At 50.9% G+C, this 12,303-nt stretch carries 15 protein-coding genes; 14 read left to right on the top strand and 1 reads right to left on the bottom strand.

Annotated features, from left to right (window positions below; translation table 11 throughout):
• Positions 1-10 precede the first annotated feature (10 nt).
• From GC097_RS23350 to GC097_RS23335, 4 genes are read left to right on the top strand one after another with little or no spacing between them, the layout of a single operon-like run.
• Positions 11-1,198, top strand: a complete 1,188-nt coding sequence (locus tag GC097_RS23350) for an amidohydrolase (protein ID WP_171685708.1) — start codon at positions 11-13, stop codon at positions 1,196-1,198.
• Positions 1,195-1,680 (top strand): DinB family protein, encoded by a 486-nt coding sequence (locus GC097_RS23345; protein ID WP_171685707.1) that lies wholly within the window; start codon positions 1,195-1,197, stop codon positions 1,678-1,680. Before GC097_RS23350 ends, GC097_RS23345 begins: the two co-directional genes overlap by 4 nt.
• Positions 1,681-1,693: 13 nt before the next feature.
• Entirely contained in the window at positions 1,694-2,224 is a 531-nt protein-coding gene (locus tag GC097_RS23340; RefSeq protein WP_171685706.1) for a GNAT family N-acetyltransferase, read from the top strand.
• A 15-nt stretch (positions 2,225-2,239) separates the two neighbouring features.
• Positions 2,240-3,562, top strand: coding sequence for an LLM class flavin-dependent oxidoreductase (locus GC097_RS23335; protein WP_171685705.1), 1,323 nt, complete (start codon positions 2,240-2,242; stop codon positions 3,560-3,562).
• A 280-nt stretch (positions 3,563-3,842) separates the two neighbouring features.
• On the opposite strand, the gene GC097_RS23330 is transcribed toward GC097_RS23335, so the two are convergent.
• On the bottom strand, positions 3,843-4,817 hold the full coding sequence (locus tag GC097_RS23330; RefSeq protein ID WP_171685704.1) for a metallophosphoesterase family protein: 975 nt from the start codon (positions 4,815-4,817) through the stop codon (positions 3,843-3,845).
• 174 nt (positions 4,818-4,991) lie between these two features.
• Here GC097_RS23330 and GC097_RS23325 point away from each other — a divergent pair, with 174 nt between their 5' ends.
• The 10 genes from GC097_RS23325 (at position 4,992) to GC097_RS23280 (ending at position 12,240) form a co-directional block, all read left to right on the top strand.
• A complete protein-coding gene (locus GC097_RS23325) occupies positions 4,992-5,360 on the top strand; it encodes a GntR family transcriptional regulator (protein ID WP_171685703.1) in 369 nt (122 codons plus the stop codon).
• Positions 5,360-6,256, top strand: a complete 897-nt coding sequence (locus tag GC097_RS23320) for an ABC transporter ATP-binding protein (RefSeq protein WP_171685702.1) — start codon at positions 5,360-5,362, stop codon at positions 6,254-6,256. Before GC097_RS23325 ends, GC097_RS23320 begins: the two co-directional genes overlap by 1 nt.
• Positions 6,257-6,285: 29 nt before the next feature.
• Positions 6,286-6,936, top strand: coding sequence for a hypothetical protein (locus GC097_RS23315; protein ID WP_171685701.1), 651 nt, complete (start codon positions 6,286-6,288; stop codon positions 6,934-6,936).
• Positions 6,937-7,540: 604 nt separating this feature from the next.
• Positions 7,541-7,837, top strand: a complete 297-nt coding sequence (locus GC097_RS23310; protein ID WP_171685700.1) for a LiaF transmembrane domain-containing protein — start codon at positions 7,541-7,543, stop codon at positions 7,835-7,837.
• Positions 7,838-7,879: 42 nt separating this feature from the next.
• Entirely contained in the window at positions 7,880-8,575 is a 696-nt protein-coding gene (locus tag GC097_RS23305) for a PspA/IM30 family protein (RefSeq protein ID WP_171685699.1), read from the top strand.
• Entirely contained in the window at positions 8,544-9,008 is a 465-nt protein-coding gene (locus GC097_RS23300) for a PspC domain-containing protein (RefSeq protein ID WP_171685698.1), read from the top strand. Before GC097_RS23305 ends, GC097_RS23300 begins: the two co-directional genes overlap by 32 nt.
• Before the next feature lie 3 nt (positions 9,009-9,011).
• Positions 9,012-9,698: a PspA/IM30 family protein gene (locus GC097_RS23295; RefSeq protein ID WP_171685697.1), complete on the top strand. Its 687-nt coding sequence runs from the start codon at positions 9,012-9,014 to the stop codon at positions 9,696-9,698.
• 230 nt (positions 9,699-9,928) lie between these two features.
• Complete coding sequence (locus GC097_RS23290) at positions 9,929-10,849, top strand: polysaccharide deacetylase family protein (RefSeq protein ID WP_171685696.1); 921 nt, start codon at positions 9,929-9,931, stop codon at positions 10,847-10,849.
• A gap of 30 nt (positions 10,850-10,879) precedes the next feature.
• Positions 10,880-11,857 (top strand): prolipoprotein diacylglyceryl transferase, encoded by a 978-nt coding sequence (locus GC097_RS23285; RefSeq protein ID WP_171685638.1) that lies wholly within the window; start codon positions 10,880-10,882, stop codon positions 11,855-11,857.
• Positions 11,854-12,240, top strand: a complete 387-nt coding sequence (locus GC097_RS23280; protein ID WP_171685695.1) for a DUF3905 domain-containing protein — start codon at positions 11,854-11,856, stop codon at positions 12,238-12,240. Before GC097_RS23285 ends, GC097_RS23280 begins: the two co-directional genes overlap by 4 nt.
• The last annotated feature ends 63 nt before the right edge of the window (positions 12,241-12,303 follow it).

Here is a 12,303-nt window from a genome sequence, read left to right as displayed (position 1 = left end):
AGGACAAAAGATGAGCCCCTCAACGCCGGAGCTGTTAGGGACGGATTTCGAACGCAAGCTGGTCGAGATCAGACGCCATTTACATCAGAATCCAGAATTGTCCAATGAAGAGTTCCAAACGACGGAGGCGATTCGTGCATGGTTATCCCAAGCGGGCATTCGAATTGCCGATTATTCGCTCAAAACAGGCCTGGTCGCTGAAGTTGGCGGCAAGCAAGCGGGGCCGGTTATAGCCCTCCGCGCAGATATAGATGCCTTGCCGATTCACGAGGAGACGGGATTTCCTTATGCCTCCAAGGTCGCAGGAAAAATGCATGCGTGCGGCCACGACTTCCATACGGCGGCGATACTTGGAGCGGCCCTGCTGCTTAAAGAACAGGAGAATGACCTGCCGGGGACAGTCCGGTTCATCTTCCAACCTGCCGAAGAGAAAGCGCAAGGCGCTGAACAAGTGATTCGAAGCGGTGCATTGGAAGGCGTGCGGGCTATTTATGGCATGCACAATAAGCCGGATCTTTCGGTTGGTACGATTGGCATCAAATCAGGGCCGTTGATGGCTGCGGCCGATGGTTTTGTTATCGAGGTGGAAGGGCTGGGCACTCACGCAGCCGTCCCGGAAGCGGGGATCGATCCGATTGTAACAGGAGCGCACATCGTGACCGCTTTGCAAGCCATCGTTAGCCGCAATATAAGCTCGCTCCAGCAAGCCGTCATCAGTGTGACGCGCATCCATAGCGGTACAGCTTGGAACGTGATCCCGGATAAAGCCATTCTGGACGGCACGCTGCGAACGTTCGAAGAAAGCGTAAGAGAGCTGGTCATCGCCCGGCTTGAGCAGGTCGTTCACGGCGTGGCGGCCGCTTATGGGACGAAAGCTTCCGTACGCTGGATCAAAGGCCCGCCAGCGGTGTCCAATGATGCGGAGTTGGCGCAATTAGCGATTGAAGCCGCTGAACAGGCAGGTTTGCAGGTTGTCACGCCGCAGTCGTCGCCGGCCGGAGAGGATTTTGCTTTTTATCAGAAAAAGGTGCCCGGCGTATTCGTCTTTATGGGGACTTCAGGGTCTCGCGAATGGCATCATCCGGCATTTGATTTAGATGAGCGGGCTTTACCGGGCAGCGCGCGTTATTTTGCCATTTTGGCTGAACGGGCCTTGCAGGAGCTTGCATCCGACATTCCACGGGAGGTATCCACATGAGTCATTCCATTCCTGACTTTCAATCCTATTTGCAAACGCATGACCAATTGCATGCTGCCATTCAAGGGCTGAATGCCGAACAATTGACATGGAAAGCTTCGCCGGTTCAATGGAGCGTAACCGAGGTTCTCTCCCATTTGGCGGATCATAACATTGTTGTTTCATTTCGAATTCGTCAAATTTTAGCGGGGTCCGCTGTACAGCTGCCTGCTTTTGAGCAAGATTCATGGGTCAGTGGCTCGTATGCAAATGAAGGCTCGGCAAGCGATATTTTAACTGTTTTCCAGGCGCTATTAGTTTATAACCATCTATTGTTTCAACGATTATCGGCGGAAGATTGGGTGAAAACAGGCGTTAATTTCAAAGGACAAACGCTGCAATTAACCGATGTGGTTCAATCTTTTGTGGCACATGTGCAGGTTCATCTGGCGCAAATCGCGCGCATTAAGAACGCATTGGAAACGTCAGAAGCTCACGTATAGGGAGGGTTTATAGATGGCGGATGAAAGAGATATTCAAATTCGTGAAGCCAGCGACGGAGACCGGGATGCGATTCGAAAGGTCCTGGAGGAAGCCTATGGGCAGTATAAAGACGTGCTGCCTCCTGAAGGGTGGGAGCAATATAAAGAGAATATTGTCGCCTCCGTGGACGGCGGGACGCCTGCAGCCCGTATCGTTGCTTTGATCGACGGTGAGGTTGTGGGGAGCTCACTCTTGTTTCTCTCTTCCGAAGCGGCTTACGGGCTGCCGGAGCTCGCAATTCAGTCCCCGATTATTCGGTTACTGGCCGTTTCGCCCAAAGCGAGAGGGCGTGGCGTCGCCACAGCGCTCATCCAAGAAAGCGCTAGGCGTGCTATTGAATTAGGGGCAGCAACGCTGCATTTGCACACATCGGACATGATGGAATCTGCGGTAAAGCTCTATGAGCGGCTGGGCTTTGAACGCGCCTATGAGAAAGACATACAAAAAGGTGAGGTACTGGTAAAAAGCTATCGGCTGCACCTGCAAACAGCGGCCATACTTTGAAAGGACGGGGAAAGCATGACAAAGCAGAATAAACTCAAATTGGGAGCCATTATTCACGGGGTAGGCGGGCATGTTTCGGGCTGGAGGCACCCTGAGGCGATCACGGACGCCAGTGTGAATTTTGGATTTTATAAACAGCAAGCGCAGAAAGCCGAGTCCGGCAAATTTGATCTCGTGTTTATTGCGGACGGTCTCTTTATTACGGAGAAATCGATCCCGCATTTCCTGAACCGTTTCGAGCCGATCACGATTTTGTCTGCTTTAGCAGCCGTCACCTCGCATATCGGGCTTGTCGGCACGTTATCCACCTCGTACAGCGAGCCCTTCACCGTGGCAAGGCAGTTTGCCTCTATAGATATGATCAGCGACGGTCGTGCCGGCTGGAATGTCGTCACATCTCCGCTTGAAGGCTCCGCCAAAAACTATAGCAAAGAACAGCATCCGTCACATCCTGAGCGTTACCGTATTGCTAACGAATATTTAGAAGTTACGCGCGGGCTTTGGGATTCATGGGAGGACGATGCGTTCGTCCGCGATAAAGAGAGCGGAGTTTTCTTTGATCCGGACAAAATGCATACGCTGAATCATAAGGGCGAATACTTCTCTGTTCAAGGTCCGCTCAATATCGCTCGTTCCAGACAGGGGCAGCCCGTTATTTTCCAAGCCGGGGCTTCCGAAGATGGCAGGGCATTTGCAGCGAAGGTAGCCGACGCTATTTTTGCCGGGCATGAATCCATAGAAGAAGCGCAAGCGTATTATGCGGATATCAAAAAGAGAGCCGCCGAGCAAGGACGCAACCCGGACGAGGTCGTCATTCTGCCGGGGATCGCGCCGATTATCGGCAGAACCGAAGAAGAAGCGGAACGCAAGTATCAAGAAGTTGCGAATCTCTTGACGATTGAGAAGGCGCTGGATTACCTCGGACGCTTCTTCGAGCATCACGATTTCTCGCAGTATCCGCTGGATGAGCCGTTCCCGGAATTAGGCGATTTCGGCAGCAACAGCTTCCGTAGCGGAACGGATAAAATCAAACAAAATGCCAAAGAGAAAAATTTGACGCTGCGTCAAGTGGCTCTAAGTGTGGCAACGCCGCGCTCGGAATTTACCGGAACTCCGGAATATGTGGCGGACCGCGTTCAGAGCTGGTTTGAGCAGAAGGCGGCGGACGGCTTCATCATTGCTGCGGCACTGCCAAAAGGCCTGGACGACTTCGTTGATCTTGTTGTGCCGATCCTACAAGAGCGCGGCATCTACAGGACGGAATACGAAGCGGATACGCTCCGTGGCAACTTAGGCATACCGATTCCGGTTAACCGGTATGCGAAGGTTGAAGTGTAAAGGAAGCGGGGAGCCCGTTAGATTCGGGTTTCGTTGGATGAAGTCCAATGAAGATACCATCTAGCGGTGGAAAATCTACAGTTCATTGGATGAATTCCAATGAAAGTGACTTGTTTAGCGCCTGATTCACTCTGCTCGTTGGATTACGTCCAACAGGAGGAGCAATTTAGGCGATATATCGAGAGTTTTATTGGAGTTCGTCCAACGGGAAAAGCTATAACATCATCCAAAAAGACTGCGAGACACTAGGCTATGAAGCCTGATGTCTCGCAGTCTTTTGTTATTTGACGTCATAGCCCTTGGCGATGGAGGGCTCAATCCAGCGTTTCGCGGAGTGCTCCCGGCGCATAATGACCACGCGGTTCTTGTAGACGTCCACGATGAGGCTCTGGCTGACGCTTAACGTCTCCGGTTCATTCTGAGCGCTCCATACCTCACGGATGGAGGCGCTGGAAGCGGCCAGAAACTTCAACTGCTTGACTTGGTTGGTCGTCTCCAAGTTCCAGTGAGTATGGCCGCTGAACAGAATGACGTTGGGGTGCGCATCCAGCAGCGCCCGCAGCTCCTGGTGCTGGACGACGCCCAGCTCCCGGTCCGTACCATCGAGCGTCTTCGGCAGCGGCTGATGGAGGAATACAAACACGGGCTTGCCGGCATCCGCCGCGCCCGCGGCTGTCAGACGGTCGCGCAGCCAGGTGAGCTGCTCGGCCGAGAGGAACGCATCCTCTTTGTTGGATGCGTTCACGTCGCGGTACGCTTCCCCGCTAAGGAAGAGGAAGCGATAGCCCTCCACGATAAGCTCGTGGTAGGGCTTATCGTAGCCCCACATGCGGTCGAATAACGCGACCGCTTGCTTGCTGGACCAGGCTGGATTCATCTTCGATGTATCCATGCCACCCTCCGGCGTGCGCCACACGCCGTAGTAGTCGTGGTTGCCCATGGTCGCGTGCACAGGGGCATGAGGCTGGCGGCTGAGAAGCGCCAGCAGGCTGCGGTAGTCGCCCTCGCTGCCGCCCGTGAGGTCGCCGTTGAGCACGAGCAGCTTGCTGTCGGGGCGCAGCTTGTGGTGATCGGCCAGCGCGCGGCTGAGCAGCTGCTGCGACACTTGGTCCGTGGCTATGATATGCGTATCGCTAAGCACGGAGAAGGAGAATAGCGGCGCCTCTTGCGCTCCTAATTCCGCACTGTAGGCCGAAATCGGTACAGATAAGAGCAGTAGGGTAACCAGGGTCAGGCGTATTTTAGATAAAAGCATAAGTTGATTTACCTTTCGTGGGGGTAGTGGATGACAGTTTGTTTTAGTGGTATTCCCAGTTCGGAGGGGATTTATGTTGGGCAAGTCCCCAAAATACGCTTTGCCTGTTGACAATCAGGTGGTTTGGTTGTATGGTTAATTACATGAGTAACTAACCAATGTGGTGGTGAGAAGATGAGTTTGACGATGGATGACAGCCGCCCGATTTTTGTGCAGATCGCGGAACGTATTGAAGATGACATTATTGAAGCAAGAATGCCGGAGGAATCGCAGGTGCCTTCTACGAATCAGTTCGCAGCCTTTTATCAAATTAATCCGGCAACTGCAGCGAAAGGCGTTAATTTGTTGGTGGATCAAGGCATTTTGTACAAGAAACGCGGGATTGGCATGTTTGTAGCGGAGGGAGCGCGAACGAAGCTGATGGAGAAGAGAAAAGAATTATTTTATGAACAGTATGTTGTGGCGATGGTGAAAGAAGCTGAAAAGCTGGGGATCACAGTAGAGCAGCTAACGGAAATGGTGCGCAGAGGAGGGAAAGCGTGATGACCCACATTGTGGAGGTAAACGGACTGACGAAGTCCTTTGGGAACGTAACAGCGGTAGATCATGTCAGCTTCAAGGTAGAAGCGAACAAAATCTATGGTTTGCTAGGCAGGAACGGTGCCGGGAAAACAACCATCATGCACATCCTCTCGGCCCAGCAGTTCGCTACCAGCGGCGAGTTAAAAGTATTTGGCGAAGCCCCCTATGAGAACAGCCGTGTGCTAAATCAAATTTGCTTCATTAAGGAAAGTCAGAAATACCCCGATGGCTTTCGGGTCATGGATGTCATGGAAGTAGCCAAATCGCTATATCCGGATTGGGACGATGCGTATGCCGGAGCCTTAATTGCAGATTTTCGTCTGCCGCTGAAAAGAAAAATTAAGAAGCTGTCCAGAGGCATGCTGTCCTCCGTTGGGATCGTGGTCGGTTTGGCCAGCCGCGCACCGCTTACGATATTTGATGAGCCATATTTAGGCTTGGATGCCGTTGCCAGAGCGTTATTTTATGACAGATTGCTGGAGGATTATGCGGAGTACCCGCGAACGGTCATTCTTTCTACGCATTTGATCGATGAAGTAAGCCGCTTGCTGGAGCATGTATTGGTCATTGATAACGGCAAGCTGATTCTTAATGAAGATGCAGATGCACTTCGCGGACGCGCCTGTACGGTGTCGGGCTTGGCGACTGCGGTGGATGCTTTCTCGCGGGGCAAGGAAGTGCTCGAACGCCAGTCCATTGGCGCCGCTTCAACGGCTACGATCCTTGGTTTCTTAAGCGATCACGACAGGAAAGAGGCCGAGTCGCTTGGTCTGGAATTTGCACCCGTATCGCTGCAGCAGCTCATTGTACATCTGACTCGTACGCCACTTGCAGGAAAGGGGATTGAGCAGGCATGAATCGAGTAAGCAACGTCATTAAACTTCATATGAGGAATAAATTTTCATGGTTCACAATGCCTTGGGTGATTGTTGGCTTGAACTTCATCATCAGCTTCATTATTGCGCTGTCATTGAATGGCGATGAGACCCTGAATACGGGCGGCCTTGTCTCTATATTTATTTACACGTTGGTCACAGGCTCGGTAACCGTGAAGGACACATTCCCCTTTGCTTTGGGACTCAGCATCCGTAGAAAGGATTACTTCTTAGGAACAGCAGCTACGTCATTCTTATACAGTATCTGTACAGCGGCACTGCTCATGATTCTGGCATTTACCGAAGAGGCTACCGGAGGATGGGGAGTTCGCCTGCATATTTTCAAAATCTCCTTTCTGGGAGATGTCTCTCCGATCGCGCTTTTTGGTATGTATTTGATTTTCCTGCTGCATATGTACTTTTTGGGGTTTGCCATATCCAGCATTCACAGACGCTTTGGCGCTATAGGGCTATTAATCTTCTTCGTTATAACATTTTTGACAGGTACCGGAGGATCCTTGCTGCTATCCCAATTTGGGCTGTGGGGACATATTTTTTTGTGGATCGGCCATCATTATTTGGAGCTATTTTGGTGGATGGTGCCTTTGGTTGGTATTTATTTGCTGGCTTCGTATGGCCTGCTGCGCAGGTCGGCCGCCTAAACAGCGCAATCGGATTGGCTTAAGGTGGATGATGGGGAAGGGGAACTACAGGGCGTTATTTTAGGAAAAAGGGGCCGATTTCAGGGTCCAGAGGGAACTGTAGGGTCTTATTTCCCCTGAAATGCCGGAATCGGGGCTAGAAAGGCGGAATAGGGGATCGTAGTTTCCTCTAACAGGCTAAATGGTCGCTCCAAAGGGAAATAGCGGATCATAGTTCTCACTCGCACAAGATTCGTATAGCTTACAAAATGAAGAGGCGCTCTTAAGTCTGAAAAAGACCTAAGAGATCGCCTCTTTTTGCGTTACACCGCATTAAGAACATGGATCGCGCTGCCGAAGTCATCACCCTGGGAGGATGGATTGGCGCCCTTGATAGCCGTATGTAGGTAAGGCGATATCACGAGCTTGATCATTTGAGCCCAAGCCTTACCTGGCAGCCGGCCTGCCACTGCACTTTTTAAGGTCCGAACAGAGGTCGTAGTTGCGCCCCGACTAAGGTCTAGGATTAAATACCGTCCACGGTCCGTTTTGGAAAGGCTCCATTTTACCTAAAATAAAGACATGAACAAGAGCACAGCACATAACGAAAGGCGGTGACGAAATCATGAAAAGAAATACAGGCTTAGCCGCTCTGCTTATCGCATTCGGCGCACTGATTCTGCTTAACAAGCTGGGACTCCACTTCGGACCATTTATTGGCTCTGTGATGGGATACCTGATTCCGATTGGAATGGTCGGTCTAGGTTATATCGGCATTCAGAACGGGAATAAATTCGGTTGGATTATTGCCGGAATTGGCGGTATCATCCTGGTCGGCAAACTGGCCGGTTGGATCATTATTCTTCTGGCGATTGGATTGATTGGTTACGGGGTTTCGATGTTGACAAGAAGAACCGTGTAAATATGGATTGAAAAACAGAGAGTGAAAAAGGTGGTATGAGAGATGAGCCTATTGAGGCGTATGAGAGACATTACCGTAGCATCCCTGAACGAGCATTTGGAACGGTCGGAAGATCCGGTTCGATTGATTGACCAATACTTAGCAGCGCAGCGCGAACAGCTTCAGCAATCCGAGAGGTTGTATCAGCAATGCGTCACCCACGCCGCGTCGCTTCGGCAGCAATATTTGACGGCGCTCGAAACCAAAGAAAAGCGTGAGCAGCAAGCGCTCCTGGCTCTGAAAGCCGGCGAAGAACATATGGCACGGATTGTGCTTCAAGAGAAGCTGCAAGCCGAGGAGAAAAGCGAGCAATATCGCGAGTTGTATGAGCAAGCTAAACAATCCATCCTGGAATTGGATGAAGAGTTGCAGCAGCTCAAGGCTGATTACAAAGAAGTGGCAGACAAACGCAGCTACTATCTGGCCCGGATGGAATCCGCCCGTTTGCAGCAAAGATTGCATGCTCGCAGCAGTGTGTCGCAGGATGCGTCACCACGGATGTTCGGCCGCTTGGAAGAGCGCGTATCCGATATGGAGCTTCATGCAAGAACGCTCCGAGATGTAAGGCGCATGGGCCGCGAAAGCTACTACGGTGGGGGGAACCCGGCTGTAGATGCTGAGTTGGAAGCTCTGCGAAATAGGCTGAATCAGGAGGGAACAAACAATCATGAGCAAACTTTACCGCTCACGAAGAGATAAAAAAGTTACCGGTCTTTGCGGCGGCCTCGCCGAGGCTATGAATGTAGATGCTACACTTCTGCGGTTGTTAGTGGTGATCACGACATTTTTCACTGGAGGAACGGTCATTTTCATCTACTTTATCGCGGCAATCGTGATCCCGAAAGAACCTGGCTATGACCAGCCGCCATATGATCCTTATGCGGGCTCCTATACCCGCCCGCCGTACAATGGTGGTGGTTGGAATGGGAATGCTTACAAGCCGCACCATAATCAAGTGCCGCCGCAGCATGCAGGCTATAACGCACAGTATGAGGCAAGCAAGACCAACAACATCGATGAAATGATGAAAGATATTGAGAAGAAAGCTCTGCAAAGAGAAGTGGAAGAACTTCGAGCCAAAGTCGCTCGTTTTGAACAACAACCAATTGATATTAAAAAAGGAGACGTGTAAACCATGGGAGTATTTACAAGAATGAAAGATATGACAAAAGCATCAATCCACGAGGTATTGGATAAAATCGAGGATCCGATCGTTATGTTGAATCAATATCTGCGCGACATGGAGCAAGAAATTGCGCAGGCGGAAGTAACCGTAGCCAGACAAATTGCGAGCGAACGTAAATTGAAGCAGCGCCTTGAAGAGTCCGTTCGTTTAGTAGCTGACCGTGAAGCGAAAGCTTCCGCAGCGATTAAAAACGGCCAAGAAGCCATCGCTCGCCAAGCGGTTGAAGAAAAATTGTACCACGAAGACAAAATTGCCGAATACACGGATTTGTATGCTTCAGCCAAAGCGCATGCAGATGAATTGACGCAACAGCTTCATGAAATGAAAGATGAGTTCTACAAAATGCGCAACAAACGCAACGAGCTTGTATCCCGCGCTCAGTTAGCCAAAGCGAAAAAGCAAATGGCGCAAGTTTCCTATAACGGCGTGATTGAGAGCGGCAGCGCATCCCGCGGCTTCCAACGTATGGAAGAAAAAATCATCCAGTTGGAAGTAGAAGCGGAAATCGCCCGCAAGCCTTATGTATCTGCAGGAACAGTGGGCAGCTACACGCCTGTAGATGTTGCGAAGCAAGCGAAGGTCGATGAGCAGATGAACCTGCTGAGAGAGAAACTAAACGGTAACACGGCTGAATAAGCGGCTGGATACGAAGGGACTGTCCCAAGGTAGATATTTTACCTGGGAGGTCTCTTTTTTTTGTGCGGATTCATGAGTGGAATTGGCGGGGTGTGACGAAAGTGCCGGAAATGTGTAGAGGCGGCCGGAGCTGAATCTGCGGATTTCCCGGGAAATATTGGATTTAATGTCGAATGCGAGGGAAGCCATACTAAAAAAGCTCAGGATTTGCATGAGGAGGGGGAGCTTGGATGGGGGTTCAGATACGCAGAACAGGTGTTTATGTAATGGGGTTAATAATTAGCGCTAATTTAGCTGGATGTTCGGCTGCTCAAATTCATACGGAGCAAGCCAAGCAGGCTCCAAGCCAGTTGTCAGGAATAACGGCAAGCATCGAATCCGGGGGAAGTCCGACACCGACACCGACACCGGCTACGGCTACGGCAGCGGAAGCGGAAGTGAAGGGCTTAGATACAGCCATTGTGGAGACGAGGCATTTTTACACAGGACCACCACACTCATCTCCTCCTGCCGGGGATAAGATCGCCTATTTGACCTTTGATGACGGGCCTTCTGCGAGTACGAGGAAGATTCTACATATTTTAAAAACCTTTGGAGCAACTGCGACTTTCTTCGTCATAGGCACAGAAACGAGCGAAGGGAAGTCGCTATACAGAGAAATCGCGGCGGATGGACATGCACTTGGGAATCATACGTATTCGCATGACTATAACCGTATATATAAATCCCCTGAAGCTTTCATGAAGGATGCGCGCAAGCTGGATCGGTTGCTGGAGGAGACGGTTGGGTATCGACCTGATATTTTACGGTTTCCGGGCGGTTCGAACAATCATTTGAGCTGGAAGTCCGGCGGCAGGGGCGTCATGAATAAGGTGGCGGCCGCTGTGAGAGAGGAGGGGTACCAGTATTTTGACTGGAACGTCAGCTCGACGGATGCAGCGGCTCCTGTACAGGATAGAGACATGATTATCGACTCCGTGCTGAGCGCAAGCAAAGGGAAAAAGCGCGTCATTGTACTTATGCACGATAACACGTACAAGACGACCACCGTAGAAGCGCTGCCCGTTGTTCTTCGAAAGCTGAAAGCTGCTGGATTCCGCTTTGACAAACTGCAGAAAACTTCGTTCACGTTTCAGTTTCTGGAGCCGTGACAGTTGCACATCTCTTCACCTCTCGTTACGATGGAAGTAATTGAGAGAGAGGGGCTGGCGTTCGTGATGCCTGATGTGTTGCAAATTGGACCTCTTCAGCTTCAAGGGAGGTTGGCGGCGCTGCTGCTTGTTTGTGTTTTGGGCTTATGGCTTATACGAAGGACAGCGCGGCATTTGGGGAATCTGAAGCAAGGTCGAGAGCGGGAGCATTCCGGGTCTTCGACTCAAACTTTGGAAGTTCCAGCCATGACCAAACCAATCGACGATATTGTTTTTGGCGGGGCTATCATCGTAGTCCTCACTTGGAAGTTTGGCGTTATTTTCACGCAGCCCTCATTGATTTGGACAAGTCCGCTAAAATTGCTGATGGTCGTTGGCTCCAGCACAGAAATAGCGCTTGGGCTCCTGCTGGCTTGTGGTTATATGTACGTTCAAATACGGAAGCTGCGTATTCCGCTGTACTTTTTTCTGGATATTCTCGTGATTGGCCTGACTGCCGCTGCGTTCCTCTATTGTGCGCTGGTTCCGGCATACGGACTGCCTACTGCATGGCCATGGGGGATAGGCGTCAAAGGTACCGTGTCCCGTTTTCATCCTTATCACGCATATGTTTCACTGCTGCTTGTGCCGCTGCTTATTTGGCAGATTGGGTATGAGGGTCGTCGTATGAGTTACGGGAGCGGATTTCTGCTGAAATACTCGCTGATTTACGGAGGCGCTGCAGGGATGCTGGCTAGTTTTTTTACTGCTGCTAAACCGGGTTTTCTCTATTTAAGCATGGCACAGCTCATCTTCCTTTTCATGCTCGTGGTTGGAATGCTACTCCCTGCTTTGGCACATAATACTGGAAGAAGGGAGCTGAGTGCAATGAGTCAAAACGATTCCAAGACCCAAATCCAGCAAGAACAGCAAAACCAAGAACGCGAGAAAGCTGCATCCTCCTCAACCGCAGGTAAAGAGGGCTTTGTTGACAAAAAACTGGACGGACCCAACCGGCCATCGACATGAGTCAAGATCCGAAGAAGTCAGCTAAATCCGCACAGGACCAAAGCAATCTCGATCCATTCGAGATCGATTTCCTCCCACAGTTTGAGCAGGGGCGCGGTCCTAGAGAAGCTTTCGTTAACGAGCACGGCGTCGTCATCGGCGATCATGAGTATGAATCCGACAACTCCCCGCTTGAGCAGTGGACGGCAGAGACCGATCCCGAAGTCATGGCCGGAGATGAATGGGTTCATCCGTATAAGGACATTGGTTTCCAAAGCGCAGAGAACCGCGATTATTTCGAAAAAGGCATTTTGCCGCAAAGCGGAATTTTTACACATCCGGATAAAGATGTTTCTTTTGAGCCGGGAGAGTCTTCCAGTACGAAGAAGAAGGATGAGGCGTAGAAACAAGCTAACTACATCCAAGCAGAGAGGCCTGCCGATCTTATTCGGGAGGTCTTTTTATAT

The sequence above is a fragment of the Paenibacillus planticolens genome, assembly GCF_013141725.1.
In the GTDB taxonomy this organism is placed as follows: Bacteria; Bacillota; Bacilli; order Paenibacillales; family NBRC-103111; genus Paenibacillus_E; species Paenibacillus_E planticolens.
Note: the sequence above shows the minus strand (reverse complement) of the source record. Positions and strands in the feature narration are given on the sequence as shown.

Excerpts from the sequence above, each read along its gene's own strand:
- GC097_RS23295 (WP_171685697.1), top strand. The coding sequence starts at position 9,012 with ATGGGAGTATTTACAAGAATGAAAGATATGACAAAAGCATCAATCCAC.
- GC097_RS23345 (WP_171685707.1), top strand. The coding sequence starts at position 1,195 with ATGAGTCATTCCATTCCTGACTTTCAATCCTATTTGCAAACGCATGAC.
- GC097_RS23330 (WP_171685704.1), bottom strand. The coding sequence starts at position 4,817 with ATGCTTTTATCTAAAATACGCCTGACCCTGGTTACCCTACTGCTCTTA.
- GC097_RS23325 (WP_171685703.1), top strand. The coding sequence starts at position 4,992 with ATGAGTTTGACGATGGATGACAGCCGCCCGATTTTTGTGCAGATCGCG.
- GC097_RS23310 (WP_171685700.1), top strand. The coding sequence starts at position 7,541 with ATGAAAAGAAATACAGGCTTAGCCGCTCTGCTTATCGCATTCGGCGCA.
- GC097_RS23350 (WP_171685708.1), top strand. The coding sequence starts at position 11 with ATGAGCCCCTCAACGCCGGAGCTGTTAGGGACGGATTTCGAACGCAAG.
- GC097_RS23315 (WP_171685701.1), top strand. The coding sequence starts at position 6,286 with ATGAGGAATAAATTTTCATGGTTCACAATGCCTTGGGTGATTGTTGGC.
- GC097_RS23280 (WP_171685695.1), top strand. The coding sequence starts at position 11,854 with ATGAGTCAAGATCCGAAGAAGTCAGCTAAATCCGCACAGGACCAAAGC.
- GC097_RS23285 (WP_171685638.1), top strand. The coding sequence starts at position 10,880 with ATGGAAGTAATTGAGAGAGAGGGGCTGGCGTTCGTGATGCCTGATGTG.
- GC097_RS23320 (WP_171685702.1), top strand. The coding sequence starts at position 5,360 with ATGACCCACATTGTGGAGGTAAACGGACTGACGAAGTCCTTTGGGAAC.
- GC097_RS23305 (WP_171685699.1), top strand. The coding sequence starts at position 7,880 with ATGAGCCTATTGAGGCGTATGAGAGACATTACCGTAGCATCCCTGAAC.
- GC097_RS23300 (WP_171685698.1), top strand. The coding sequence starts at position 8,544 with ATGAGCAAACTTTACCGCTCACGAAGAGATAAAAAAGTTACCGGTCTT.
- GC097_RS23335 (WP_171685705.1), top strand. The coding sequence starts at position 2,240 with ATGACAAAGCAGAATAAACTCAAATTGGGAGCCATTATTCACGGGGTA.
- GC097_RS23340 (WP_171685706.1), top strand. The coding sequence starts at position 1,694 with ATGGCGGATGAAAGAGATATTCAAATTCGTGAAGCCAGCGACGGAGAC.
- GC097_RS23290 (WP_171685696.1), top strand. The coding sequence starts at position 9,929 with ATGGGGGTTCAGATACGCAGAACAGGTGTTTATGTAATGGGGTTAATA.